Source organism: Streptomyces sp. NPDC033136, from assembly GCF_055578235.1.
The window spans coordinates 101,593-126,786 of sequence record NZ_JBVIPD010000009.1; the positions used below are offsets into that span (position 1 = coordinate 101,593).

Sequence of the window (25,194 nt, forward strand, 5' to 3'; positions counted from 1 at the left end):
CCCCGCCCGGGACTTGTCGGGGGTCCCGGGCAGGGCGCAACAGCTCGAGTGATGACCGATCTCCCTACCCAGAATGACCTGGGCCAGGTTCGGAGGGTCTGCGGCCCTGTGCCGCACTCTCAGCGCTGTGGCGCTCCCCTGTCGGAATATGCAGGTGTCGAAGAGTCGAACATGAAGATGTGCTTACGGCCGCCACACTACCGTTCGGTGGCCGCGAGCTGACCACACGCCCCGTCGATCTCCTGACCACGGGTGTCCCGGACGGTCACCGGCACACCGTGCGCGGCGATGGCCGCCACGAACGCCTTCTCGTCCTCGGGCCGCGAGGCGGTCCACTTGGAGCCGGGCGTCGGGTTCAGCGGGATCAGGTTGACGTGCACGGGCCGGCCCTTGAGCATCCGGCCCAGCCGGTCACCACGCCACGCCTGGTCGTTGATGTCGCGGATCAGCGCGTACTCGATGGACAGCCGACGCCCGGACTTGGCGCTGTACTCGAAGCCGGCGTCCAGCACCTCCCGGACCTTCCACCGCGTGTTCACGGGCACGAGGGTGTCGCGCAGCTCGTCGTCGGGGGCGTGCAGCGAGATGGCGAGGCGGCATTTGAAGCCCTCGTCGGCGAACCGGTGGATGGCCGGGACGAGCCCGACCGTCGAGACGGTGATACCGCGCTGCGAGAGTCCGACACCGTCGGGCTCGGGGTCGGTGAGCCGCCGGATGGCGCCGGTGACCCGGTTGTAGTTCGCGAGCGGCTCGCCCATGCCCATGAACACGATGTTGCTGAGCCGCGCCGGACCGCCCGGGACCTCCCCGTCCCTGAGGGCCCGCATCCCGTCCACGATCTGGTGGACGATCTCGGCGGTGGACAGGTTCCGGTCCAGCCCCGCCTGCCCGGTCGCGCAGAACGGGCAGTTCATCCCGCAGCCGGCCTGCGAGCTGATGCACATGGTGACCCGGTCCGGGTAGCGCATCAGCACGGACTCGACGAGCGTCCCGTCGAACAGCCGCCACAGCGTCTTGCGCGTGGTGCCCTGGTCGGTCGACAGATGCCGCACGACGGTCATCAGCTCGGGCAGCAGCGCCTCCCGCAGCCGGCCGCGGGAGGCGGACGGGATGTCGGTCCACTGCTCCGGATCATGCGCGTACCGCGCGAAGTAGTGCTGCGAGAGCTGCTTGGCACGGAACGGCTTCTCCCCGACCGCGGCAACGGCCTCCTTGCGCTCGGCAGGAGTGAGGTCGGCGAGATGCCGCGGCGGCTTCTTGGCTCCGCGCGGGGCGACGAATGTGAGTTCTCCGGGTGCAGGCATAACCCGTCCAGTGTGGCAGATCAACTCCGGCGGCCCAGGCCAGAGCCGGGTGGGGGCGGTCACCCGTGGGTGGCGGGTCGTCGCCGGTCGGCCTCGCACGGCCCGGGGACGGCCCGGGAGCGCGTGCTCCGGGGGTGGGATGATCGCTCCGGAGGGGTGCGAGTGGACATGCTCGAGCTCATGGAGTGGCTCGCCGAGCGCGGGGTCACGACCGTCTTCAAGGCCGACGGTGACCGCATGGCCGAGCGGAGGAAGGCATGGATGGTCATCGTCAGCGGTGGGCCGCTCGGCGAGGACTCGTTCTTCCGTGCTGACCTGGCGACGGCAGACGCATGCCTTGACTCGTTGCTCGCTCACCTGGAGGACAAGGGTCTGTCGCCGTTCGCGTGATCAGGGTCTGCCCTGCAGCCGTTGAAGGGCCCTAGCCGCCCGTGTGTTCCAGCCGGTCCTTGAGGAGCTGCTCGTTGCGCGGGAGTTCCTTGCGGACCTGGGGGCGCACGACGAGCGGGACGAGGACCTTGCCCATGCCGTGGCCCTCGAAGTCGATGTCGATCGTGACGTGGGAGCGACGCCCCTCGTCGAACGGCTCGACCTCGCCGTGCACCGTGGCCCGGACGGGACCGTCGACGCCGCGCATCGCCCAGCTGTGCGGCGGGTCGTACTCGGTGACCTCCATGGTCATCGGCATCACCCGGCGGCTGCCGACGTGGCGGGTGACCCTGACGCGGGTGCCGACGCGGACGGGGCCCTCGTCGAGACGCTCCGCGGACACGGCGCTCAGCTGCCACTCCGGCAGGCGGGAGGTGTCCATGACGTAGTCGTAGACGTCCTCGGGGCGGCGGTCCACATCGATGGTCTGTCGGATGGTGGTCATGACGGCCTCCTTCGGGAGGTACCTCTGCATCGTCCCACTTCCCGCCCCGCGTCGCCGCTCGGTACGAGACGCCGCTCGATACGCCAGTGAGCTCCCGCCCGGCCGGACGAGAGCTCACTGACGATGACTGGCCCGGCTCAGCCGGACCCGACGAAGAGCACGAGCAGCAGCCACACCACCGGAGCCGTGGGCAGCAGCGAGTCCAGGCGGTCCATGATGCCGCCGTGACCGGGCAGCAGCGTGCCCATGTCCTTGATGCCGAGGTCCCGCTTGATCATGGACTCGCCGAGGTCACCGAGCGTGGCGCTGACCGCGACCGCGAGACCGAGCACCAGACCCTGCCACCAGGCACCGTCGTCGATGAGGAACTGCATGCACAGCGCCCCCACGACCATGGCGAAGGCGATCGCGCCGGCGAGGCCCTCGCGGGTCTTGCCGGGGCTGATGCGCGGCGCGAGCTTGTGCCGGCCGAACCGCCAGCCGACGGCGTAGGCACCCGTGTCGCTGACGACCGTGAGCAGCAGGAAGGTGAGCACCCGCTGCGGCCCGTCGTCCGCGGTCAGCATCATCGCGACGAACGTCGCGAGGAACGGCACGTAGAACGTCGCGAAGACGCCCGCGGTGACGTCCCTGAGGTAGTTCTCGGGCGGTTCCGTCATGCGCCAGACGAGCACGGCCAGCGCGGTGAGCGCCATGGCGACCCAGGCACCCTCGGCGCCCCGGACGTACCCGGCGACGACCATCGCGGCACCGCCGAGCGCGAGCGGCACGAGCGGCGCCCGGATGCCCCTGCGCTCCTCCAGCCGCTTGGTCAGCTCCCACAGGCCCACCACGACGGCGACCGCGACGACACCGACGAAGACGGCCTTGACGACGAACAGCGACGCGACGATCACCGCGCCGAGCCCGACGCCGACCCCTATCGCGGCGCTCAGGTCGCGCCCCGCGCTCTTCTTCTGCGGCTTGGGGGCCGGCTGCGAGGCGTCGGGCATGGGCTCCGGATTCGTGTCGTTTCGGACCGGGGGGCCGCTCAGCCGAGCGGCCCCCCGGTCGCCATCCTGGTTTCCGCCGAAGTCGGGCATGTCGGGCACGACGGGCATGGGGCGAGTCTGAGGCGCTTCATACGCATCGTATGCGGGGCCCGCCGGAGCGGCCCCCGGGACGTGCCCCTGGCCGGGGCTCCGGACGGGGCCGTGGCCCTGCCCTTGGTCGGTGGGCCCCCAGTACCCGGCCTGTGGCGGCGCCCCCCAGGAAGAGTCGTTCATCAGACCTCGAGCAGTTCCGCTTCCTTGTGCTTCAGGAGCTCGTCCACCTGCGCGACGTACTTCGACGTCGTGTCGTCGAGCTCCTTCTCCGCACGGCGGCCCTCGTCCTCGCCGACCTCGCCGTCCTTGATCAGCTTGTCGATGGCATCCTTGGCCTTGCGGCGCACGGAGCGGATGGAGACCTTGGCGTCCTCACCCTTGCTCTTGGCGACCTTGATGTACTCGCGGCGGCGCTCCTCGGTCAGCTCGGGGAACACCACCCGGATGATGTTGCCGTCGTTGCTCGGGTTGACGCCCAGGTCGGAGTCGCGGATGGCCTGCTCGATGTTGCGCAGGGCGCTCTTGTCGAACGGGGTCACCACGGCCATGCGCGGCTCGGGCACCGAGAACGAGGCCAGCTGGTTGATCGGGGTCGGCGCGCCGTAGTAGTCGGCCACGATCTTGTTGAACATCGCCGGGTGCGCACGGCCGGTGCGGATCGCGGCGAAGTCCTCCTTGGCGACCACGACGGCCTTCTCCATCTTCTCCTCGGCCTCGAGGAGGGTCTCTTCGATCACCACTTGCTCCTGCGTGTCTTGAGTAGGCCCGGCTGCGGTTCCATGTGGGGCGGCGGCCGGCTGCGTCGCGTCTTCTTCCTGCACGGTTCCCGACCGGCGGGACATTGTCCATCCCCCGGCCCGGCTCCGTCCCGTCCGTCCCCCGGACGGGGTTGTTCCCGGGGTGTCAGTCCCGGCTGCCGGGGTCCCCCACCAGCGTGCCGATCTTCTCACCCTTGACGGCGCGTCCGATGTTGCCCTCCGCCAGCAGCTCGAAGACCACGATCGGGAGCTTGTTGTCGCGGCACAGCGTCACGGCCGTGGCGTCGGCGACCTTGAGGTCGCGGGTGATGACCTCGCCGTAGCCGAGGTGGTCGAACTTCACGGCGTCCGGGTTGGTCTTCGGGTCGGAGTCGTAGACCCCGTCCACGCCGTTCTTGCCCATGAGCAGCGCCTCGGCGTCGATCTCCAGGGCGCGCTGGGCGGCGGTGGTGTCGGTGGAGAAGTACGGCATGCCCATCCCGGCGCCGAAGATGACCACGCGGCCCTTCTCCAGGTGCCGTACGGCGCGCAGCGGGATGTACGGCTCGGCGACCTGGCCCATGGTGATGGCGGTCTGCACCCGGCAGTCCACGCCCACCTTCTCCAGGAAGTCCTGGAGGGCGAGGCAGTTCATGACGGTACCGAGCATGCCCATGTAGTCGGAGCGGGCCCGGTCCATGCCGCGCTGCTGGAGTTCGGCACCGCGGAAGAAGTTGCCGCCGCCGATGACGACCGCGATCTGCGCACCGTCGCGCACGACGGCCGCGATCTCGCGGGCGATCTTGTGCACCACGTCGGGGTCGACGCCCAGGCCCCCACCGCCGGAGAAGGCCTCTCCGGACAGCTTCAGCAGAAACCGGCCGCGCACTTTGCCGTCGTCGCTCTTCTGGGCCTTGGTGGTCATGGGGGATCCCGCCTCTTTCACCTGTTGCACATACGAAGGAGGCCACTGCCGGCGGGGCGTGTTTCGCATCCCATACGGCAATGGCCTCCTCGTCAGATCTGCTGTCGCCCGCCACCCCTGTGACGGCGCACCCGGACGACTGCTGTCGACCCTATCGGGGTCGCGCGCCGATCGCGGTACGGACTCAGATGCCGACCTTGATGCGCGTGAAGCGCTTCAGGGTGACACCGGCCTCGTCCAGGATCTTCTGGACGGACTTCTTGTTGTCGAGCGCGTACGGCTGGCCGAGCAGCGTGGCGTCCTTGAAGAAGCCGTTGAGGCGACCCTCGACGATCTTCGGCAGGGCGGCCTCGGGCTTGCCCTCGGCGCGGGTGGTCTCCTCGGCGACGCGGCGCTCGGACTCGACGACCTCGGCCGGCACGTCCTCCTTGGAGAGGTACTTCGGCGCGAAGGCGGCGATGTGCTGGGCGACGCCCTTGGCGATCTCCGCGTTCGGCTTGTCCAGCTCGACGAGGACGCCGATCTGCGGGGGCAGGTCGGGCATCGTGCGGTGCATGTACGCCGTCACGTAGCCGTCGGCGAACTGCGCGAAGCGGTCCAGGACGATCTTCTCGCCGAGGTTGGCGTTGGCCTCGTCCACGAACGCCTGGACGGTCTTGCCGGCCTCGATCTCGGAGGCGAGCAGGGCCTCGAGGTCGGCCGGGGAGGTCTTGGCGACGTGCTCGGCGATGGTGTTGGCCACGGCCTGGAACTTGTCACCCTTGGCGACGAAGTCCGTCTCGCACTTCAGCTCGACCAGGACACCGGAGGAGTTGTCGTCGGCGATGATCGAGACGACGGCACCGTTCTCGGCGGAGCGGCCCTCGCGCTTGGCGACGCCCTTCTGGCCCTTGATGCGGAGCGCCTCGACGGCCTTCTCGACGTTGCCCTCGGCCTCGTCCAGCGCCTTCTTGCAGTCCATCATGCCGGCGCCCGTGAGCTCACGGAGCTTCTTGACGTCGGCGGCGGTGTAGTTCGCCATGAGTCTGTGAATCTCTCTCGAAGTCTGGAAGATCGACGATCTGCGGATGTGCCCCATGGAGTCGGGGGCACTGTCCTTCCGCTGACCTACGGATGAACGGCGGGAGCGGACTTCACCGCGCCGGAGGCGCTGCTGGCTGCCGTACCGCTCCCGCCGTCACCTCGGACTGACGGGTCAGGCCTGCTCGGCCTCGGCCGGCTTCTCGCCCTCGACCGGCTTCTCGGCCTCAGCCTCGGCGGCGGGGGCGGCCTCGGCAGCCGGAGCCTCAGCGGCCGGAGCGGCCTCGACGGCCGGAGCGGCCTCGGCGGCGGGGGCGGCCTCGTCGGCCTTCTTCTCGCCCTCGAGCAGGTCACGCTCCCACTCGGCGAGCGGCTCGCCCGCGGCCTTCTCGCCCTTGCCCTCGGTGGCGACACCGCTGCGGGCGATGAGGCCCTCGGCGACGGCGTCGGCGATGACGCGGGTGAGCAGGGTGACGGAGCGGATCGCGTCGTCGTTGCCCGGGATCTTGTAGTCGACCTCGTCGGGGTCGCAGTTGGTGTCGAGGATCGCGACGACCGGAATGTTCAGCTTCCGCGCCTCACCAACGGCGATGTGCTCCTTCTTGGTGTCCACGATCCAGACGGCGCTGGGCACCTTCTGCATCTCGCGGATACCGCCGAGGGTCTTCTCCAGCTTGGCCTTCTCGCGCGAGAGCACGAGAAGCTCCTTCTTGGTCAGACCGGACGCGGCGACGTCCTCGAAGTCGATCTGCTCGAGCTCCTTGAGGCGCTGCAGACGCTTGTAGACGGTCGAGAAGTTGGTGAGCATGCCGCCCAGCCAGCGCTGGTTGACGTAGGGCATGCCGACGCGGGTGGCCTGCTCGGCGATGGCCTCCTGCGCCTGCTTCTTCGTGCCGACGAACATGACCGTGCCGCCGTGGGCGACGGTCTCCTTGACGAACTCGTAGGCGCGGTCGATGTACGACAGCGACTGGAGCAGGTCGATGATGTAGATGCCGTTGCGCTCGGTGAAGATGAAGCGCTTCATCTTCGGGTTCCAGCGACGGGTCTGGTGACCGAAGTGGACGCCGCTCTCCAGCAGCTCCCGCATCGTGACGACGGCCATGGCCGTATCTCCTTGATTTTCTCGGTTGTGCCGCGGATGCCGGACGGCTTCCGCGCCTGACGCCCACTGCGCGCCGTGCCACGAGGGACCGAGGGGCGCTGATACGGCCCGTTGCCGGGGTGCGTATCGGGGCGTGCGAAGTCGACCCGGTGACCCGGATCGCCACCAGAAGTGTACGGGACCCGCGGGGCACCGGGTGACGCCGTTGTCCACAACCGGTGGCCGGTCCACAGCCCCGGGCGGTGCCGGCCGCGCTCCGGGACGCTTTTCCCCATGCGAGTGAAGCGATGTGTACGTGGTGGTGCGCGCCTGGTCCTGCTGCTGGTCATGACGGCGGCCGTCCTGCTGGCCCCGCCGCCGCCCCTGTTCGCGGCGAACGCACCGGTCGCGGACGTCACCGTGCCGGCGGTCGGCCGCACCTGGCCCGTCGGCTCACGCCCCCGGGTCCTGCGCGGCTGGGAGCCCCCGGCGACGGCCTACGGCCCGGGCCACCGCGGTGTGGACCTGACGGCGGTGCCGGGGGCCCCGGTGCGGGCGGTGGCGGCGGGCCGGGTGTCGTTCGCGGGCCGGGTGGCCGGCAAGGGGGTCGTCTCGGTGGAGCTGGCAGGGACGGGCGAACCACCGCTGCGCACGACGTACGAGCCGGTGACGGCGGCGGTGGAAGAGGGCGAGGAGGTCACACCCGGCGAGGTGATCGGCACGGCGGACGCCACGGGCTCACACTGCGGGACCACCTGCGTGCACTGGGGGCTGCTCAGGGGCGAGACCTATCTGAGCCCCCTGTCCCTGCTGCCACCGTGGCTGCTCCACAGGGGGCCGTCGCGCCTCCTGCCGGTCCATGGGGTTTCCTGAGACCCTTCTGACGGATCTCCCCGGCGTCATGACGCCGGGCACGCCCCCCGAGCTCCTCTTCGAGCAGGGGGACCCCCACTCGCCGCACGGCGCGAAAGCCCAAGTACGCCCAGTACGAGGGTTTCCGCGCGGCAAACCGAGAGCACGCACCGGACGCCGTCCTTCTCCGACGGAGATCCGTCAGAAGGCCCCTGGCCCCGGGCGGCCGTGCCGCTCGGGCGACGGGAGCCCTGTCCGAGCGAAGCCGAGAACTCGGGGCGGGCGCCCCGGCAGTCAGCCTCGTGCACCCCGCAGGGCCATACGGACGGCCGCCTCGGTGATCGCGCCCGGCTCCTCCGCCGCCCCCAGCTCGATCCTCCGCACGGCCGCGTCCACGACCCCCTGCACCAGCATCGCCGCGAGCCGGGGCTGTTCATGCCCCATCTCCGCGAGGGCCTCTACGATCATCGCGACCAGCCCGCCGTGCGCCGCCCGGATCTTCTCCCGGGCGCCCACGTCCAGTTCGCTCGCCGAGATCGCGACCACGGCCCGGTGCCGCCGGTCCCCGACCAGCTCCAGCTGCTGCCGCACATACGCCTCGATCTTGCCCTCGGCCGTCCGCGTCCGCTCCATCGCCGCCGACACCTCGGCCGCCCAGACCGGGAAGTCGACCTCGCACAGCTCCTCGACCACGGCAGCCCGGGACCGGAAGTACTCGTAGACGCTCGACCGCGCGAGGCCCGTCCGCTCGGCGAGGGCCGGGAAGGTCAGCGCCTCCGTACCGCCCTCGGACAACAAGGAACGAGCCGCGTCCAGCAGGGCGGCTCGCTGCATCGACCGGTGCTCGGCCACGGAGGCCGCTCGAATCCTTGGCACGTCAACACTCTACGGACGCGTCACGCCCGAGGGGAGTACCTCCTGCCGGCCCGACGTCATCCGGCCAGGTCAGCGGCCGAAGCTCGCCAGTTTCGCTCTCAGCTGCAGCACGGACTTGGTGTGGATCTGACTGACCCGGCTCTCGGTCACGCCCAGGACGTTACCGATCTCGGCCAGGGTGAGTCCCTCGTAGTAGTACAGCGTGACCACGGTCTTCTCCCGGTCGGGCAGCGTGTTGATCGCCCGCGCCAGGAACCTCCGCAGCTCCCGGTCCTCGGCGACCTCGACCGGGTTGTCGGCGGCGTGGTCCTCCAGCGTGTCCATGACGCTCAGCCCGTCGCCGCCCTCGGCCCCGCCGCCGTGCAGCAGGTCCTCCAGGGCCACCACGTTGGCCAGCGACAACTGGCTGAACACCGCGTGGAGTTCCTCGACCGCGATGCCCATCTCGGAGGCCACCTCGCCCTCCGACGGCGTCCGCCGCAGCCGCGCCTCCAGCGTGGCGTACGCCCGCTCCACGTTGCGCGCCTTCTGCCGCACCGACCGGGGGATCCAGTCCAGCGCCCGGAGTTCGTCGATCATCGCGCCGCGGATCCGGGTGATCGCGTACGTCTCGAACTTGATCTCCCGGTCGATGTCGAACTTCTCGATCGCGTCGATGAGACCGAACACCCCGGACGAGACGAAGTCCGCCTGCTCGACGTTGGACGGCAGGCCCACGCTGACGCGTCCCGCGACGTACTTCACGAGCGGCGAGTAGTGCAGGATCAGCTGCTCCCGCAGCCGCTCGTCCCCCGTCGCCTTGTACGACCGCCACAGCTCGTCGAGCGTCGAGGGAGCGGGCGGCCGCACGCTGCCACCGTCACGGGCGGCTGGGGGGATCGCCGCCCGGTCGGACCCGGAGGTGTGCTGGGGCATTCGTCGCCTTGTGCCGTTCTGCTGCGGAGTGGTGCTGCTGGGGTGGGCTGTCTGTCCGATGTCGAGTTGCCTGTCCGTGTCGGGATCCTCGTGAGCGTAGCGTGACTGCGGTGTCGCGGTGCGCGAAGGACGGAGGCCGAGGCGGGCGCAGATACGTTCATCAGGGCCTCCCGGCTGGTCCTCCCGGCCGCTCGGTGTGATCACCACAGAACCCCAACTGGGCGCATTTCCAAGGGATGTCGGGGTTCCCCCGGACGGCCGAACACGCACGGTCGTCACGGCCCGCGGCCGTCGCGGACCGACATCACCGCCTGGCGTGTCAACTTCCAGCCGTCGTCGTGTCGTTCGACGTAACCGAGTGCTCGGAGTTCGTACAGTCTCGCGATCGCGTCGTCCGATGTGGTCTGTGCGCGGCGCGCGATCTCGTCCGGCCCGGCCGCCCGGCACGCCGGGAGCGCGGCCAGCACCTGCCGGGCGGCCGGCTCGAGCAGGTCACGGGGCAGGACGGGGCCGCGCCGGTCGGGGGCGAGCTGCCCGATGTCACCGACCAGTTCGACGACGTCCGCAGCGTCGGTGACCAGGGTGGCCTCGCCGCGCAGCAGTTCGTGCACCCCGGCGGACAGGCCACTGGTGGCCGGGCCCGGCACGCCCATGGTGTGACGGCCCAGGCGCTGTGCCGCCCGCGCGGTGACCAGGGAGCCGCTGCGGAGGGCGGCCTCGACGACCACGGTGCCGCGGGTGAGCGCCGCGATCACTCGGTTCCGCAGGATGAACCGGCTCGGCGTCGGGTGGTCGCCGGGTGGCAACTCACCGACGACCAGTCCCTGTTCGGCGATTCTGGTGATCAGCTGGGTGTGCCCGCGGGGGTAGGGCCTGTCGACTCCGCAGGCGAGGACGGCGACGGTGGCGCCGTCGGCCCCGAGGGCACCGCGGTGGGCTGCGCCGTCGACCCCGTAGGCGCCACCGGACACGACGACCCACGCTTGCTCCGCGAGACCGGCGGCCAGGTCGGCCGCCATGTGCGCCCCGTACTCGGTGCAGGCCCGGGCGCCGACGACGGCGACCGACTTCAGCGCCCACATCCGCAGGCTGGGCCGCCCGCGTACCCACAGGCCGAGGGGCCGGGCGTCCCCCAGGTCGTCGAGCTGCCCCGGCCACTCCGCGTCCCCGGGGCACACGAACCGCACCCCGGCCTCCCGGGCGGCCTCCAGATCCCGCCGCGGCCGGGCGACCCCGGCCCTGGCCACCAGTCCGGCCCACCTCTTCCCGCTCACCCCGGGCAGGGCCGCCTTGCCCTCCCCCAGGCGCCGCACCACTTCCCCGACCCCGAGTTCCCGCACCCAACGCCCACCGGCCTCGTCACCGGGTTCGACGACTCGAGTGAGGAAGACTCGGCCCAGCCGCTCCTCGTCCGGTTCGCCGGCGCCGTTCACGTCAGCGCCCCGATGGCCATGGGGACGCCCCGAGGCACTCCCGTGCGCAACTGGAGCGCGAGGGCGACGTCCGTCGCGTCGGGCCGGTCGTGGCCGACGAGATCGGCGACGGTCCAGGCCACCCGCAGGACGCGGTCGAGTCCGCGGGCGGTCAGGACGCCCCGCTCCAGGTTCCGCTCGGCCTCGTCCATCGCGCCGGGGACGGCGTACCAGCGGCTGCGCAGTTCGCGGCCTGGCACCTCGCTGTTCGTGCGCCAGGGAGTGCCGGCGAGTCGCTCCGCCGCCCGTTCCCGGGCCGCCCGCACGCGCTCGGCGACCGTCGCGGTGGACTCGCCCCGGGCACCGGACGCGGTCAGCTGGGCGCGGGTGACGCGGTCCGCCTCGACGCGCAGGTCGACGCGGTCGAGCAGGGGGCCGGAGAGCCTGGCCTGGTAGCGGCGGATCGCCGAGGGCGGGCACTCGCACAGGTCGTCCCGCTGCGAGAACCGGCCGCACGGGCAGGGGTTGGCCGCGAGCACCATCAGGAACTTCGCCGGGAAGCGCACGACTCCGGAACTGCGCGCGATCACGACATGCCCCGCCTCCAGCGGCTGGCGCAGGGCGTCCAGGGCGTGACTGCTGAATTCCGGTGTCTCGTCCAGGAACAGGACGCCTCGGTGGGACAGCGACACCGCACCGGGCCGCGCGATGCCCGGGCCACCGCCCACGAGTGCCTGCATCGTGGCCGAGTGGTGCGGGGCGCAGTAGGGGGCGACGTCGATCAGCGGCTTGCCCGCGGGCAGCAGGCCGGCCACCGAGTGCACCGCGGTGACCTCCAGCGAATCCTGCCGGCCGAGCCGGGGCAGGATGGCCGGCAGCCGCTCCGCGAGCATCGTCTTGCCGGCACCGGGAGGTCCTTCGAGGAAGAGGTGATGCCCGCCCGCCGCGGCCACCTCCACCGCGGTACGCGCCGAGGTCTGCCCGACGACGTCCGCCAGGTCGTGGCCGTGGTCGTGCTGCGCGGCGCCGACGCTGTGCATGCCCGTGGCCGCGCCGGCACCGGGCATGCGCAGACCGGCGAGCAGCGGGTCCGGGCGGCCCTGCCCGTCCGGTTCCTCGTCGGGCACGGGTTCGTCGGCGAGGACGGCGATCAGCTGCCGCAGGCTGCGGACGCCCAGCACCGACACCCCGGGCACGAGGGACGCCTCGGCGGCGGCGCACTCCGGCACCACGACCTGCTCATAGCCCGCGTCCGCCGCCGCCAGCACCGCCGGCAGCACCCCCCGCACCGGCCGCACCCGCCCATCGAGCCCCAGCTCCCCGATCATCACGATGTCGGAGAGAACACGCGGGTCGATGCGCTCCGCCGCGCCGAGGACCGCCGCCGCTACGGCCAGGTCGAAGCCGCTGCCCGACTTCGGCACCGAGGCCGGGCTCAGGCCGACCGTGAGCTTCTTCTGCGGCCAGGCCGCGCCCGAGTTGACGACGGCGGCGCGCACTCGGTCCCGGCTCTCGATGAGGCTCTTGTCGGGCAGCCCCACCAGCGTGAATGCCGCGACACCCGGCTCCAGGTCGGCCTGGACCTCGACGACCACGCCCTCGACGCCCACCAGCGCCACCGAACACGTACGGGCGAATGCCATTCAGGCCACCCCCCGCACATGCTCGACCACGGCCGCGCCCCGCGCCGGCAGCAGTACGCCGACCACGTCGATGCGGACCCCGCCGGGCGGTGCGCCCCCGTGGGTGTGGATCCAGCGCTCGGCGAGATTCCGCAGCCGCTCCGCCTTCTGCGGGGTCACGGCCGCCATCGGATGCTCGAAGCGGCCCTCCCTGCGGGTCTTCACCTCGCAGACGACCAGGACGTCCCCGTCCTGGGCCACGATGTCGATCTCTCCGGTCCGGCCCGAGCGCCAGTTGCGCTCCAGGACCGTCAGTCCGGTCTCCGCCAGCCGCCGGGCCGCCAGGGTCTCTCCGTACCTGCCCATCGCACTGCGTGCGTTCATGTCGGCACCACCTCCGGCGCCAACGATCACGCGGCCGTCCCCGCGAAGTGGATCTTGGTGGACGACTCAGCGGTTGTGGATAACCCCGTCACCCACTCGGCAGCTCGAGGTCGCTCTTGTTCAGCTCCTCGATGTTCACGTCCTTGAACGTCAGCACCCGGACCTGCTTCACGAAACGCGCTGGCCGGTACATGTCCCACACCCATGCATCCGCCATGGAGACCTCGAAAAACACCTCGCCCTGAACCGAGTGCACCTGCATCTCGTAGTCATTGGTCAGGTAGAAGCGTCGCTCGGTCTCGATCACGTATTTGAACAGACCGACGACATCGCGGTACTCCCGGTAGAGCTTCAGCTCCATCTCGGTCTCGTACTTCTCGAGGTCCTCGGCGCTCATGGCATGTTCCCCTTCAGCCGTGCGATCCCCCCATTGTGCGCCAGTCCTGTGAGCCCCTAGACGATTTCCGGGTCAAGGATCACGGGCCTGGCCGGGGGACCTTCGTCGAGCAGCGTGCGCAGCAGCCCGGCGAGTCTGGTCGGATACACCGTCTCATGTGCCCGGCTCAGTTCCGGACACGTCCACCAGCGCGCTCCGGCGACACTGCGCCGTTCCAGCTCGGTCAGCGCGGTGGCGGCGACCGCCGTACGGTCCGTGCGGGCCAGGAAGTACCACTCGTCCTGGTCCCAGCGGCGCCCCGCGAACGGGAACGAGCACCTGCGCCGCCACAGCACCGGGCCGAGCTCGACCTCGGTGATGCCCGTCTCCTCGGCGAGTTCCCTCAGGGCGGCCTGTTCACGGGACTCGTCGCCCTCCACACCGCCGCCGGGGGTGAACCACCAGTCGTCGGCCGGATCGTCCGGCTCGTGCCCGTGCAGCAGCAGGATGCGGTCCCGCGGGTCGAGGAGCACGACCCGGGCGACCTTGCGCAGCCCGCCCTCGTAGGAGTCCTGGCCCGCCCGCACGGCCTCAGCGGGCACCTGCGGTCTCCGCGCTCGCCCGGCGGGCCCGGGCCGCGCCCGCGCGCTTGGCGATCGGGCCGTAGGCGCCCCCGCCCAGGACGAGCACGGCACCGGCGATCACCGAAGCGGTCATCGTCCGCAGCGGTCCGGGCGAGGAGAGGGTGCCGAGCGGCTCGAAGCCGGTGGGGCGCTCCAGCATGCCCTTCATGGGCCAGACGACGGCGTCGACGCGGGCGTCCACGGCGGAGCGCGCCACCGTGCCGCTGGCGGTGTCGGTCAGGTGGGCGGTGGAGTCCACGGAGCTTCCGCGCTCGTCGCCGAGCAGGAACAGACGCCCCTTGGGGACGGTCACGGCCGGGAAGTTGCTCATCTCGGCCGGCGTGCCCTCGGGCAGGTACGTCTCATCGATCTCCTGGCCGTTGACCTTGAGCTTGCCGTCCTGGCAGCAGGCGACCGTGTCGCCGCCGATCGCGACCACGCGCTTGACCATGGGCGCGTTGGCCCAGGTCGCGTCCTTGAAGACGACGACGTCGCCCCGGCGGACCTCGTCCCCGTCGACGCGCTGCGCCAGGATCCGGTCGCCCGCGTCGATCGTCGGTGTCATGGAACCGGTGGGCACGGTGTACGGCCGGTAGACCACCGCTGCCCAGGCGAACCCGCCGAGGAACAGCACGAGGCCCAGTGCGACGGCCAGCCCGGACAACCGCTGTCCGGTCCGGCTGCCCACCGGGCCCGTCCCCGTCCCGCCGCTGCGCGGGGTTGTGTGCGTCATGCTCTCGCCACCCATGGGTCCGCACCCTACCCGGGGGTACCGCACGGGGTCAGCCCGTGGTCGTGGTCGGGATCATGACCGACCGCGGACCGAACCGAACCGGCAAACCTCACGTCCCGAACCGGCAGGCGTCACGCCCCGGCCCGCAAGCCTCACGCCCCGGCCCGCAAGCCTCACGCCCCGGCCTGCAAGCCTCACGCCCCGGCCCGCAAGCCTCACGCCCCGGCCTGCAAGCCTCACGCCCCGGCCCGCAAGCCATGCCGGGCGACGGGCCTCACGCGCTGCTGCGCCCCGCCCCGGCCTCACTGCTTCCTGCGGCGCCACCACACAACCGGCACCACGCCGGCGAGCGCCAGCCCCTGCGGCGCGACCGTCAGACCGGCGGCGGGCTGTGCGTTCAGACCGGCCTGGTCGAAGGTGTCCGGCACGGGCAGGGTGCTCCAGCGGTTGATCGGCCAGGCGACGACGATGGCGCGGCCGACTACCTCCTTCACCGGGACCATGCCCTGGTGCTTGTCGGACTGGTTGTAGCGGGAGTCCCGCGAGTTCTGCCGGTGGTCGCCCATGACCCAGATGTAGCCCTGGGGGACCTTCAGCTTGAACTGGCCGCCCTGGTCGTCGACGCTGCACGGCGTGTTGCCGGGGTAGACGTACGAGGTCTCGTTGAGTGCCTTGCCGTTGACCGTGAGCGGGCCGGTGCCCTTGCACTCGATCGTGTCGCCGCCGACGCCGACGACGCGCTTGATGAGGTCCTTCTCCTCCGCGGACGGCATGAGGCCGATCCAGCTGAGGAACGTCTGCAGGGCGTTCGGGTCCGCGGTCGGTTCGCCGGCCAGCCAGTTGTCCGGATCGTGGAAGACGACGACCTCGCCGCGCTCGGGCTCGGAGCCGAACCAGGGGGTGAGCTTGTCGACCAGGACGCGGTCGCCCTGCTGGAGGGTGTTCTGCATCGAGTCGGAGGGGATGGAGAACGCCTGCACCAGGAACGTCTTGATCAGCAGCGCCAGTACCAGCGCGATACCGATCAGGATGGGCAGCTCCTTCCAGAAGGAGCGCGGCTTCTTCGGGGTCCGGGCCGTACCGCCCGATCCCTGGTCATCGGCTGTCGTGTGCTCGCCAGTCACCCTGTCATCCTCGGCTGCCCCGGAGTCACTCCCGGAGGTCACGGCGCTGTCCGCGGCCGGGACGGCGGATTGCGCGGGGCGTCCGCGGTGCTCCTCGCCGTCGTTTCCCGACCGTGCGCCAACCGCCACATCCCCCACGCCAACTCCTCACTCTGTGCCGCCGCCTGCCCCATACGCGGCGCAGGCCCACTACTCCCATAACGAGCGGGAGTTCCGCAGGGGTCGGGAGCTGGATCGTTCCGTTCGAATCGTAGGGGCCAACCCTATGCGACAGTTCGGGAGCTGCGGTCGACCCGGTGGCCGAGTCGGACACGGAGGCGTAGGTGTTCGGCTCCTCCAGGGTGTTCCAGTGACCGAAGGGCCAGGCGATGACCATGGCACGGCCCACGACCTCGTCCTCGGAGACCGTACCGCCGTAGTCGGTGTCCTGGTGGGCACGGGAGTCCGCGGAGTTGTTGCGGTGGTCGCCCATGACCCACAACCGCCCCTGCGGGACCGTGATGTCGAAGGGCGTGTCGGAGGGGGCGTTGCCGGGGTAGAGGTAGTCCTCGTTCAGCGGGATGCCGTTGACGGTCACACGGCCCTGTGTGTCGCAGCACTTGACGCGGTCGCCGCCGACGCCGACGACCCGCTTGATGAGGTCCTTCTCGTTCTCCGAGGGCAGCAGACCGATGAAGGTGAGCCCTTCCTTGACCTGCTTGATGACGATGGGGTCGTTCTTCGGAAGGGTGGGCTGCTCGTCCTGGAGCCAGCCGCCGGGGTCCTTGAACACGACGACGTCCCCGCGCTGCGGCTTCGAGCCGAACCACGGGGTGAGCTTGTCGACCAGGACGCGGTCGCCGATCTGGATGGTCTGCTCCATGGAGCCGGACGGGATGACGAAGGCCTGCACCAGGAACGTCTTCAGCACGAGGGCTATGAGGACGGCGACGCCGACCAGGAGCGGTATCTCCTTGACGGCGCCGCGCCTGCGGCGCCGCTTGACCTTGCGCTGGAGCTTGCGCCGCTCGGCGCGCGTACGGCCACCGGACGGGCTGGAGGCGCGCCGGGCACCGGTGGGCAGCAGGTTCTCCGCGGGGCTGGCGGGGACGCCACGCGGTTTGCCGCGGTTACCCATGGGCGCCCGCCCTTGCGGCGGCGGGCACGCGCGCGTAGGCGTCGGGACGGTGCAGCCCGGTGGCGTGGCCGAGGGGCCAGACGATCCAGTCGGCGCGGCCGATCACGACACCGGCCGGGATCATGCCACCGCCGGGTGAGCCGAGGTGGTCGCGGGAGTCGCTGGAGTCGCTGCGGTGGTCGCCGAGGAGGAACAGGCTGCCGTCGGGGACGACGACGTCGAAGGCAACCGTGGACGGGCTGTCGCCGGGGTAAAGGATGCCCGACTCGTCGACCGGCCGGCCGTTCACCTGGATCCTCCCCTCCTTGTCGCAGCAGACCACGTGGTCTCCCCCCACGCCGACAACGCGTTTGATGTAGTCCGCGTGCCCGAAGTACCCGGTCCCGTCGAACACGACGATGTCTCCCCGCTGCGGCGCGGCACCGAAACGGTATGCCAACTTATTTACGAGAACCCGGTCCCCGACCCTCAATCCCCGTTCCATGGATCCGCTGGGGATCTGGAAGGGCCGCAGCACGAAGGTGCTGAGCAGCAGCAGGAAGACCAGGCAGAGCAGCAGGGTGAGAGTGATCCGGCCGCCGGGGACCCAGGCGCTGACACGCGACACCAACGCGAAACGCGACCGTTCCTCCGGCCCTCCGGAGTCCGAGGTCGGCTCGGAATCGGAAGGGCGGGAGGAGCGGTCGCGCTCCGTGTGCTGTGCTTCGGTGTCCATCGGAGCCAGATGCTATCCGGCCCCGATGTGAACTCCGGAGAGCGCTCAGTTCTCGCGCTTCTCCTTGATCTTCGCGGCCTTGCCGCGCAGCTCGCGCAGGTAGTACAGCTTGGCGCGACGAACGTCACCCCGGGTGACCAGCTCGATCTTCTCCACGATCGGGGTGTGCACCGGGAAGGTGCGCTCGACGCCGACGGAGAAGGAGACCTTGCGGACCGTGAAGGTCTCGCGCACGCCGGAGCCCTGGCGGCGGATCACGACGCCCTTGAACTGCTGCACACGGGAGCGGTTGCCCTCGATGACGCGGACGTGCACGTTGACCGTGTCGCCCGGGCGGAAGGCGGGGACGTCGCTGCGCAGCGACGCGGAGTCGACGGTGTCGAGCAGGTGAGACATTTCGTCTGCTTTCTTCGCTGATGCCACAGGTCATCAACGGAAACTAGGTGTTTCGGATCAGGGTTGTGCGGGTCGGGACGGGCGTCGTCTCCCCCTGTGGCAGGGGCGCGCTCCGGACGGACGCACAACAGCTGGCTATTCTTCCACGCCGTCGGTCCTGCGCCAAAATCGACCGTACGGCTCCCCCGCCGGGTCCGGTGCCCAGCCCAGGATGGAGAGCATCTCGCGGTCCTTCTTGTCGAAGGCCTTGGGGTCGCACCGCTCGATGAGGTCGGGCCGGTGGGCGGTCGTGCGCTTGATGGCCTCGTCCCGGCGCCAGCGGGCGATCTTCCCGTGGTGGCCGCTGAGCAGCACGTCGGGGATGTCCCGGCCGCGCCACTCGGGCGGCTTGGTGTAGACGGGCCCCTCCAGGAGGCTGGCCATCGCCCCGGGCGCGAAGGAGTCGTCCCGGTGGGACTCGGCGTTGCCCAGGACGCCCGGCAGCAGCCGCGCCACGGCCTCGGTGACGACGAGGACGGCCGCCTCGCCGCCGGCCAGGACGTAGTCGCCGATGGACACCTCGTACACCGGCATCCGTGTCGCGTACTCGTCGACGACCCGGCGGTCGATGCCCTCGTAGCGGGCCGGCGTGAAGATCAGCCAGGGGCGCTCGGAGAGGTGGACGGCCAGCTCCTGGGTGAAGGGGCGGCCACTGGGGGTGGGCACGATGAGGGCGGGCTCGCGGGAGCCGGTCTCGTAACCGTCGGCCAGGACGGAGTCCAGGGCGTCTCCCCACGGCTCGGTCTTCATGACCATGCCGGGGCCGCCGCCGTAGGGGGTGTCGTCGACGGTGTGGTGACGGTCGTACGTCCAGGACCGCAGGTCGTGCACGTGCACGTTCAGCTGCCCACGCGCGCGTGCCTTGCCGACGAGGGAGACGTTCAGCGGTTCCAGGTACTCAGGGAAGATCGTGACGACGTCGAGGCGCATCAGGACTCTTCCCGACCGGAGGCCTCTTCCCTGCTGGAGGCGACCTCGGCACGGTCGTCGATCAGGCCCGGCGGCGGGGTGATGACGGCCTTCTGCTCCTCCAGGTCGATCTCGGCGACGATCTCCTCGACGAAGGGGATCATCACCTCGCTGCCGTCGGGGCGCTCCACGATGAAGAGGTCCTGGGTGGGCAGGTGCGAGATCTCCGTGATCCGCCCGACCTCCGTGCCGTCCGCGGTGACCACGTCGAGGTCGATGAGCTGGTGGTCGTAGTACTCGTCCTCGCCCTCGGGCAGTTCCTCCGGGTCGATCTCGGCGATCAGGAGGGTGTTGCGCAGGGCCTCGGCGCCGGTGCGGTCACTGACGCCCTCGAAGCGCAGCAGGAGGCGGCCGCTGTGGACGCGGCCCGTCTCGATGGTGAGGGGTCCCGCGGAGGCGGGATCCGTGGCGAGTACGGCTCCGGGGGCCAGCCTCAGTTCCGGCTCGTCGGTCCGTACCTCGACGGTGACCTCGCCCTTGATGCCGTGGGCGCGGCCGATCCGTGCGACTACCAGCTGCACGTGTCCATTCTCCTGTCATACGACTGCGGGCCGGGGACGGCCCTCAGGCCCTCCCCGGCCCGAGCCGGTTGCGATAAGCGTCAGCGGACGTGGTCCACGTCGACGAGGTCGACGCGGACACCGCGACCGCCGATGGCGCCCACGACGGTGCGCAGGGCGCGTGCGGTGCGGCCGTTGCGGCCGATCACCTTGCCCAGGTCGTCCGGGTGGACCCGGACCTCGAGCACGCGACCGCGGCGCAGGTCGCGCGAGGCGACCTGCACATCGTCAGGGTTGTCGACGATGCCCTTCACGAGGTGCTCGAGAGCCTCCTCGAGCATGCTCAGGCCTCGGTCGAAGCGGACTCAGCGGCGGCCTCGTCCTTCTTCTCAGCCTTCTTCTTCTGGGTGATCGCCTCACCCTTGCCCTCGTCGTCACCACCGAGAGCCTCGAACGACGGGCGCGCGGCCTTCTCGGGCCGCGTCAGCAGAGGAGCCGGGGCGGGCTCGCCCTTGAACTTCTGCCAGTCGCCGGTCTTCTTGAGGATGGCGAGCACGGGCTCGGTCGGCTGGGCGCCGACACCGAGCCAGTACGCCACACGCTCGGCGTCGACCTCGATGACCGACGGGTGGTACGTCGGGTGGTACTTGCCGATCTCCTCGATCGCACGGCCGTCACGACGGGTGCGGGAGTCGGCGACGACGATGCGGTAGTGAGGCGAACGGATCTTGCCCAGACGCTTCAGCTTGATCTTGACTGCCACGGGAGTGGGTTCTCCTGGATTTGACGTGGTTGGGCACGGCGAGAAAGCCGCGTGGGGTTGCGGTACCCGAGTGCCCGATGGACGCGTCAGCCGGAGGAGAGAGGGGTCCTGTGCGGCTGTCGAGTACAGCTAGTCATTGTGCCACACCCGGCGGGTCGCCCCGGGCCCGGGGTACGGGCCGCCGCGCGGGCATGCCAAAGCGGCACCCGGCGTGAAGGTGCCGCACGTCGGGTGCCGAACCGTCCCGGCGTCCGTCTCGACCGGCAGCCACGAGATGCCGGTGGGGGACGTCAGCCGGCCACCGCTCCCACGACCTCCGGGATCCGGAACGGCTTGCCGCAGCCGCCGCAGACGATCGGGGCCTGGGCGAGGACCGACGGGACGACGCGGACGTTGCGGCCGCAGTCGCAGACCGCCTTGACGCGGACGCCGCCGCCGGAGGAGCCGTGCCGGGCGGCCGGCCCCCGGAAGGTGCGGGAGGTGTCGGAGGAGGTCGCCGCGGTGTGGGCCTTCAGGGCCCGCTGGAGGCGCTCCATCGTCGGACGGTAGCGGCGCTTTGCCTCGGGGGTGAGCGTGACCAGGGAGAAGCCGCTGCTGGGATGCGGTTCCTCGGGATGGTCCAGGCCCATCTCCTCGGCGATGGCGAGGAATCTGCGGTTGTGGTAGCGGCCGGCCCGGGAGGTGTCGCGGACGCCGCGGGCGGCGGCGATGCCATGGACTGCCTCATGGAGCAGTCGCTCGAAGGAGAGCTCGTGACCGCACGCGGACGACGACTCCCCGATCAGGGACTCTGGCGCGGCAAGGTCGGGCAACTCGGGGTGGTACCGCTGAATATCGGCCCACGCCTGTGCCAGCTCTGCGGCGAGAACAGGTGGTGTCTGTGTCGTGCTCACGTAATGGCAACGAGCCGGGGTGCCCCAGTGTTCCGATTCCGGGGCATCCCAAATAAAATTGCACGTACCCGTCAGTTGCCTCTGATGCGTCCCGACGAGGGCGGGTGCGCTGATCTGTGGAGAAGCCTCGCAGCTCACCACAAGGTGGTGCGTAGCCCCGCCTACGCCCCGGCGCGCGGAACGTCTTGGCGCGGCCGGGGCCTCAGGGGTTCGCGAGTACGCAAGAGGGCGTTTCGGCCCCTTGGGCTCCACTCAGTAAGCGCGTGCCGCGACCGCGACGTTACCGGGTGCGTCGCCGCCGTTCGGCACCGACCCGTCCCCGGCGACCGGACACCGCACGGCCACCACGCGCCCGGCGAGCCCGGCCTCGCCCTGCCTCGGCCCTGACCATGGCGCGACGGCCCGGTCAGGTTGCCGGGATGTGAAATCTCGCCATAGGCACATGACAACTCACAAGCCCTGCCGCATTCCACTGGACGACAGGTCGAGGGGGGAGTTTCCTGGCATACGGGGGTAGTGCGAGCGCACTGTCACGGGGGCCATGGAATCGGGCAAGAGGCAACTCTCGGCGGATTGGGGCGCTTACTTATGACACCTACGCTCGTGCGGCAGCACCTGCCTCACGCCGGGGCCGCACCCCGCGTGGACCGGCGTGCACGCGCGCGTGACTGGTCCGAGATCCAGGAGCGGATGCTCGTACCGCTCTACGAGGCCGTCTACGAGCGACTGGACGTGGGTCCCGCCACGCGGCTGCTCGGCCTCGGCTGCGGTTCCGGACTCGCCCTGCTGATGGCCGCCGCCCGGGGAGCGGCGGTCACCGGTGTCGACGCTTCCCACGAAAGAATGGCCCTGGCACGGGAGCGGCTACTCCCCCAGGCGTCGGACACGCGCACGCGTCCGGACACCCGGCTGGTCGACGGCTCACCCCGCGACGCGCGGGAGCCGGGCGCTCCGGGCTACACCCTGGTGACGGCGTTCGAGCCGATCGGGTGCCTGGCGGGCGACTCGGAGGGGCTGGGCGGGCTGCTCACGGAGGCGACGCCGCTCGCCGAGCGCGGTGCGGCGGTGGTGCTGGCCGGCTGGGGCCCGCCGGAGCGGTGCGCCACGACGTCCGTGCTACGGGTGGCCACGAAACTGGCGGAGCCGCTGCGCGCCTCGGGCAGCTGGCGCCCCGCCCTCCGCGACGACCTGGAGGAGGTCGCCCAGCGGGCCGGGCTCAGGCCGGACGGCTCCGGCCGCGTGGCCTGCCCCTTCGGCTACGCCGACGTGGACAGCGCGGTGCGCGGCCTGAAGTCGACGGGCCTGTTCGACGCGGCGATGACGGCGACGGACCAGGTACAGGTGGACAAGGAGCTCACGGAGGCGCTCCATCCCCACCAGCGCCAGGACGGCACGGTGTGGATGCCGAACGTGTTCCGGTACCTGATCGCCCGGACTCCGTGAAGAGCAGGTCTTGAGTGCAGGTGTGAATGGCGTGAAGGAAAGCCCATGGGGTGCTTCTCGTTTCGCCAAGTGGATCATGAACGCATAAAGTGATCCACCGCTCGAGGGACCTACACATCTGCATACAGGAGCTGTTGTGCCGTACCGCAAGACCGCGCTGCGTCTCGTCGCGCCCGTCGCCGTCCTCACCCTCACGCTCACCGGCTGCGGTGGCGGCGGCGACAGCGCGGAGGCGAAGAGCCAGGCCACCGGGAAGACCAGGGTCTCCCCTTCGCCGGAGCCGGCTTCCGGCGGTGAGATGGGGACGGGCGAGAGCGTGACGGGCAAGGTCGCGGAGGACCCGGGCGAGGTCACCTACGACGTCGTGGCGCAGAAGGTCGAGCTGGGCACCGAGGCGGAGGCCGCCAAGGCCGTGTCCGAGCCGGACAAGGTCAAGGGCAGGGTGCTGGCCGTCGCCCACGTGAAGTACACGCACCGGAGCGGGCCCGCCCTCACCGAGGGTTCCGACGTGCACGACGGCACCACCGTCTTCGCCGACGGGCAGCGCGGCTCCGTCCTCATCGGCGCGTCCGAGGACACCGCGGGCTGCGAGGACCCGTACGACGTCGAGAGCTGGAAGCAGGGCGAGAGCCACGTCTTCTGCGAGACGTACGTGGTCCCGGCGAACGCCGAGAGCGTCGAGGTCCACTGGTCCGAGGAGGACGGCGAGCCGTACATCTGGAAGTTCCCGAACGCCTGACCGGCGCGCTGCCGACGAACCGCTGAGGGCGCCCCCTTCGGAAAAGGGGGCGCCCTCGGTGTCGTGCGGACCGAAAGCGGTCAGCCCATGAACTTCTTGAACTCGTCGGGGAGTTCGAAGTCCTTGCCGCCCTGCTGCGGCAGGCCGAACGCGTTGCCGCCCTCGGCGGCGGCCGCGCGGCGGGCGGCCTCCTCCTGCTCCTGCTGCTTGCGCTTCATCGGGTTGCCGGAGCGCTGCTTGCCCTTGGCCTGCTTCTGCTTCTTCTTCGTCCGGCCGGGTCCGCCGCCCATGCCCGGCATCCCGGGCATCCCGGGCATGCCGCCGCCCTGGGCCATGCGTGACATCATCTTGCGGGCCTCGAAGAACCGCTCGACCAGGTTCTTCACCGCGCTGACCTCGACACCGGAACCCCGCGCGATACGGGCGCGCCGCGAGCCGTTGATGATCGTCGGGTCGTGGCGCTCGCCCGGCGTCATCGACTTGATGATGGCCGCCGTGCGGTCGACGTCCCGCTCGTCGAGGTTGTTGATCTGGTCCTTCATCTGGCCCATGCCCGGCAGCATGCCGAGCAGCTTGGAGATGGAGCCCATCTTGCGGACCTGCTCCATCTGGGCCAGGAAGTCGTCCAGGGTGAAGTCCTGGCCCTTCTTGGACGCCAGCTTGGAGGCCATCTTCTCGGCCTCTTCCTGGCTGAACGTCTTCTCCGCCTGCTCGATCAGGGTGAGCAGGTCACCCATGTCGAGGATGCGGGAGGCCATCCGGTCGGGGTGGAAGGCGTCGAAGTCGTCGAGCTTCTCACCGTTCGACGCGAACATGATCGGCTTGCCGGTGATCTGCCGGATCGACAGGGCAGCACCACCACGGGCGTCACCGTCGAGCTTGGAGAGCACCACGCCGTCGAAGCCGACGCCGTCGCGGAAGGCCTCGGCGGTGTTGACGGCGTCCTGGCCGATCATCGCGTCGACGACGAACAGGATCTCGTCCGGGGAGACGGCGTCGCGGATGTCCGCGGCCTGCTGCATCATCTCCTGGTCGATGCCGAGGCGGCCGGCGGTGTCCACGATCACGATGTCGTGGACCTTGGACTTGGCGTGCTCGATGGAGTCCTTGGCGACCTTGACCGGGTCACCGACGCCGTTGCCCGGCTCCGGTGCGTAGACCGCGACACCGGCGCGCTCGGCGACGACGCTGAGCTGGTTGACGGCGTTGGGCCGCTGGAGGTCACAGGCGACGAGCAACGGCGAGTGGCCCTGCTCCTTCAGCCAGCGGCCGAGCTTGCCCGCCAGGGTGGTCTTACCGGCACCCTGCAGACCCGCCAGCATGATCACGGTGGGCGGCTGCTTGGCGAAACGCAGGCGGCGGGTCTCGCCGCCGAGGATCGTGACCAGTTCCTCGTTGACGATCTTGAGGACCTGCTGGGCGGGGTTCAGCGCCTTGGAGACCTCGGCGCCGAGGGCACGCTCCTTGACGTTCTTGATGAACGTCCGGACGACCGGCAGCGCCACGTCCGCCTCGAGCAGCGCGATCCGGATCTCGCGCGCCGTGGCGTCGATGTCCGCCTCGGAGAGCCGTCCCTTGCCGCGCAGGTTCTTGAAGGTCGCTGAGAGGCGATCGGAAAGAGTATCGAACACGGCGCTCGCGGTCCTCGGGGTCGGAGACAGACTGGGGAATCGC

Annotated in this window: 29 protein-coding genes and 1 riboswitch; of the genes, 4 read left to right on the top strand and 25 right to left on the bottom strand. The window is 70.5% G+C overall.

Features of this window, described 5'->3' with window-relative positions:
* Positions 1 to 43 precede the first annotated feature (43 nt).
* Positions 44 to 150: riboswitch (TPP riboswitch) on the bottom strand.
* A 47-nt stretch (positions 151 to 197) separates the two neighbouring features.
* Positions 198 to 1,304: a dual-specificity RNA methyltransferase RlmN gene (gene rlmN / locus ACZ5TL_RS18875; RefSeq protein ID WP_468591019.1), complete on the bottom strand. Its 1,107-nt coding sequence runs from the start codon at positions 1,302 to 1,304 to the stop codon at positions 198 to 200.
* A gap of 168 nt (positions 1,305 to 1,472) precedes the next feature.
* Between rlmN and ACZ5TL_RS18880 the strand changes: the two genes are divergently transcribed.
* Complete coding sequence (locus ACZ5TL_RS18880) at positions 1,473 to 1,694, top strand: hypothetical protein (RefSeq protein WP_468591021.1); 222 nt, start codon at positions 1,473 to 1,475, stop codon at positions 1,692 to 1,694.
* A gap of 31 nt (positions 1,695 to 1,725) precedes the next feature.
* Here the strand turns inward: ACZ5TL_RS18880 and ACZ5TL_RS18885 are convergent, their stop codons facing one another.
* The 6 genes from ACZ5TL_RS18885 to rpsB all read right to left on the bottom strand — a co-directional run bounded on the left by ACZ5TL_RS18885 (position 1,726) and on the right by rpsB (position 7,050).
* Complete coding sequence (locus ACZ5TL_RS18885) at positions 1,726 to 2,178, bottom strand: SRPBCC family protein (RefSeq protein WP_468591023.1); 453 nt, start codon at positions 2,176 to 2,178, stop codon at positions 1,726 to 1,728.
* Between the two features lie 137 nt (positions 2,179 to 2,315).
* On the bottom strand, positions 2,316 to 3,443 hold the full coding sequence (locus ACZ5TL_RS18890; RefSeq protein WP_468591024.1) for a phosphatidate cytidylyltransferase: 1,128 nt from the start codon (positions 3,441 to 3,443) through the stop codon (positions 2,316 to 2,318).
* A complete protein-coding gene (gene frr, locus ACZ5TL_RS18895) occupies positions 3,443 to 4,000 on the bottom strand; it encodes a ribosome recycling factor (protein ID WP_086560067.1) in 558 nt (185 codons plus the stop codon). The genes ACZ5TL_RS18890 and frr overlap by 1 nt, the downstream gene beginning before the upstream one ends.
* A 166-nt stretch (positions 4,001 to 4,166) precedes the next feature.
* On the bottom strand, positions 4,167 to 4,925 hold the full coding sequence (gene pyrH / locus ACZ5TL_RS18900) for a UMP kinase (RefSeq protein ID WP_010044452.1): 759 nt from the start codon (positions 4,923 to 4,925) through the stop codon (positions 4,167 to 4,169).
* A 184-nt stretch (positions 4,926 to 5,109) separates the two neighbouring features.
* Complete coding sequence (gene tsf, locus ACZ5TL_RS18905) at positions 5,110 to 5,946, bottom strand: translation elongation factor Ts (RefSeq protein WP_468591027.1); 837 nt, start codon at positions 5,944 to 5,946, stop codon at positions 5,110 to 5,112.
* Positions 5,947 to 6,120: 174 nt separating this feature from the next.
* Complete coding sequence (gene rpsB / locus ACZ5TL_RS18910) at positions 6,121 to 7,050, bottom strand: 30S ribosomal protein S2 (RefSeq protein ID WP_468591028.1); 930 nt, start codon at positions 7,048 to 7,050, stop codon at positions 6,121 to 6,123.
* A 273-nt stretch (positions 7,051 to 7,323) separates the two neighbouring features.
* Between rpsB and ACZ5TL_RS18915 the strand changes: the two genes are divergently transcribed.
* On the top strand, positions 7,324 to 7,902 hold the full coding sequence (locus tag ACZ5TL_RS18915) for a murein hydrolase activator EnvC family protein (RefSeq protein ID WP_468591030.1): 579 nt from the start codon (positions 7,324 to 7,326) through the stop codon (positions 7,900 to 7,902).
* 273 nt (positions 7,903 to 8,175) lie between these two features.
* On the opposite strand, the gene ACZ5TL_RS18920 is transcribed toward ACZ5TL_RS18915, so the two are convergent.
* The 17 genes from ACZ5TL_RS18920 to ACZ5TL_RS19000 form a co-directional block, all read right to left on the bottom strand.
* The gene (locus ACZ5TL_RS18920) at positions 8,176 to 8,733 is read right to left on the bottom strand and encodes a TetR/AcrR family transcriptional regulator (protein ID WP_468591235.1); all 558 of its coding nucleotides are present in this window, start codon (positions 8,731 to 8,733) and stop codon (positions 8,176 to 8,178) included.
* A gap of 93 nt (positions 8,734 to 8,826) precedes the next feature.
* Positions 8,827 to 9,672 carry an RNA polymerase sigma factor WhiG gene (whiG, locus tag ACZ5TL_RS18925; protein WP_468591032.1) on the bottom strand — a complete coding sequence of 282 codons (846 nt, stop codon included), beginning with the start codon at positions 9,670 to 9,672 and terminating at the stop codon, positions 8,827 to 8,829.
* 275 nt (positions 9,673 to 9,947) lie between these two features.
* Positions 9,948 to 11,105, bottom strand: a complete 1,158-nt coding sequence (dprA, locus tag ACZ5TL_RS18930) for a DNA-processing protein DprA (protein WP_468591034.1) — start codon at positions 11,103 to 11,105, stop codon at positions 9,948 to 9,950.
* Entirely contained in the window at positions 11,102 to 12,727 is a 1,626-nt protein-coding gene (locus ACZ5TL_RS18935) for a YifB family Mg chelatase-like AAA ATPase (RefSeq protein ID WP_468591036.1), read from the bottom strand. The genes dprA and ACZ5TL_RS18935 overlap by 4 nt, the downstream gene beginning before the upstream one ends.
* Positions 12,728 to 13,090, bottom strand: coding sequence for a YraN family protein (locus ACZ5TL_RS18940; RefSeq protein WP_468591037.1), 363 nt, complete (start codon positions 13,088 to 13,090; stop codon positions 12,728 to 12,730).
* An 88-nt stretch (positions 13,091 to 13,178) separates the two neighbouring features.
* Positions 13,179 to 13,487, bottom strand: coding sequence for a DUF2469 domain-containing protein (locus ACZ5TL_RS18945; protein ID WP_003993268.1), 309 nt, complete (start codon positions 13,485 to 13,487; stop codon positions 13,179 to 13,181).
* A 56-nt stretch (positions 13,488 to 13,543) separates the two neighbouring features.
* Positions 13,544 to 14,068, bottom strand: coding sequence for an NUDIX hydrolase (locus ACZ5TL_RS18950; protein ID WP_468591039.1), 525 nt, complete (start codon positions 14,066 to 14,068; stop codon positions 13,544 to 13,546).
* Positions 14,058 to 14,837 (bottom strand): signal peptidase I, encoded by a 780-nt coding sequence (gene lepB / locus ACZ5TL_RS18955; protein ID WP_468591040.1) that lies wholly within the window; start codon positions 14,835 to 14,837, stop codon positions 14,058 to 14,060. Before lepB (ACZ5TL_RS18955) ends, ACZ5TL_RS18950 begins: the two co-directional genes overlap by 11 nt.
* 287 nt (positions 14,838 to 15,124) lie before the next feature.
* The gene (lepB, locus tag ACZ5TL_RS18960) at positions 15,125 to 16,084 is read right to left on the bottom strand and encodes a signal peptidase I (RefSeq protein ID WP_468591041.1); all 960 of its coding nucleotides are present in this window, start codon (positions 16,082 to 16,084) and stop codon (positions 15,125 to 15,127) included.
* Entirely contained in the window at positions 15,972 to 17,063 is a 1,092-nt protein-coding gene (gene lepB / locus ACZ5TL_RS18965; protein WP_468591042.1) for a signal peptidase I, read from the bottom strand. The genes lepB (ACZ5TL_RS18960) and lepB (ACZ5TL_RS18965) overlap by 113 nt, the downstream gene beginning before the upstream one ends.
* A complete protein-coding gene (gene lepB, locus ACZ5TL_RS18970) occupies positions 17,056 to 17,778 on the bottom strand; it encodes a signal peptidase I (RefSeq protein ID WP_468591043.1) in 723 nt (240 codons plus the stop codon). The genes lepB (ACZ5TL_RS18965) and lepB (ACZ5TL_RS18970) overlap by 8 nt, the downstream gene beginning before the upstream one ends.
* 45 nt (positions 17,779 to 17,823) lie before the next feature.
* Positions 17,824 to 18,174, bottom strand: coding sequence for a 50S ribosomal protein L19 (gene rplS / locus ACZ5TL_RS18975; RefSeq protein WP_046727833.1), 351 nt, complete (start codon positions 18,172 to 18,174; stop codon positions 17,824 to 17,826).
* A 135-nt stretch (positions 18,175 to 18,309) separates the two neighbouring features.
* The gene (gene trmD, locus ACZ5TL_RS18980) at positions 18,310 to 19,143 is read right to left on the bottom strand and encodes a tRNA (guanosine(37)-N1)-methyltransferase TrmD (protein WP_468591044.1); all 834 of its coding nucleotides are present in this window, start codon (positions 19,141 to 19,143) and stop codon (positions 18,310 to 18,312) included.
* Positions 19,143 to 19,703 carry a ribosome maturation factor RimM gene (gene rimM, locus ACZ5TL_RS18985; protein WP_468591046.1) on the bottom strand — a complete coding sequence of 187 codons (561 nt, stop codon included), beginning with the start codon at positions 19,701 to 19,703 and terminating at the stop codon, positions 19,143 to 19,145. Before rimM ends, trmD begins: the two co-directional genes overlap by 1 nt.
* Positions 19,704 to 19,783: 80 nt before the next feature.
* Positions 19,784 to 20,023, bottom strand: coding sequence for an RNA-binding protein (locus ACZ5TL_RS18990; protein ID WP_005479813.1), 240 nt, complete (start codon positions 20,021 to 20,023; stop codon positions 19,784 to 19,786).
* Between the two features lie 2 nt (positions 20,024 to 20,025).
* A complete protein-coding gene (gene rpsP / locus ACZ5TL_RS18995) occupies positions 20,026 to 20,445 on the bottom strand; it encodes a 30S ribosomal protein S16 (protein ID WP_468591047.1) in 420 nt (139 codons plus the stop codon).
* Between the two features lie 290 nt (positions 20,446 to 20,735).
* Entirely contained in the window at positions 20,736 to 21,338 is a 603-nt protein-coding gene (locus tag ACZ5TL_RS19000; protein ID WP_468591049.1) for a hypothetical protein, read from the bottom strand.
* Between the two features lie 588 nt (positions 21,339 to 21,926).
* On the opposite strand from ACZ5TL_RS19000, the gene ACZ5TL_RS19005 reads away from it, so the two are divergent.
* Positions 21,927 to 22,781, top strand: a complete 855-nt coding sequence (locus ACZ5TL_RS19005) for a methyltransferase domain-containing protein (RefSeq protein WP_468591050.1) — start codon at positions 21,927 to 21,929, stop codon at positions 22,779 to 22,781.
* 136 nt (positions 22,782 to 22,917) lie between these two features.
* Positions 22,918 to 23,520, top strand: coding sequence for a hypothetical protein (locus ACZ5TL_RS19010; RefSeq protein ID WP_468591052.1), 603 nt, complete (start codon positions 22,918 to 22,920; stop codon positions 23,518 to 23,520).
* Positions 23,521 to 23,600: 80 nt separating this feature from the next.
* On the opposite strand, the gene ffh is transcribed toward ACZ5TL_RS19010, so the two are convergent.
* Positions 23,601 to 25,151, bottom strand: a complete 1,551-nt coding sequence (ffh, locus tag ACZ5TL_RS19015) for a signal recognition particle protein (protein WP_468591054.1) — start codon at positions 25,149 to 25,151, stop codon at positions 23,601 to 23,603.
* Between the last annotated feature and the right edge of the window lie 43 nt (positions 25,152 to 25,194).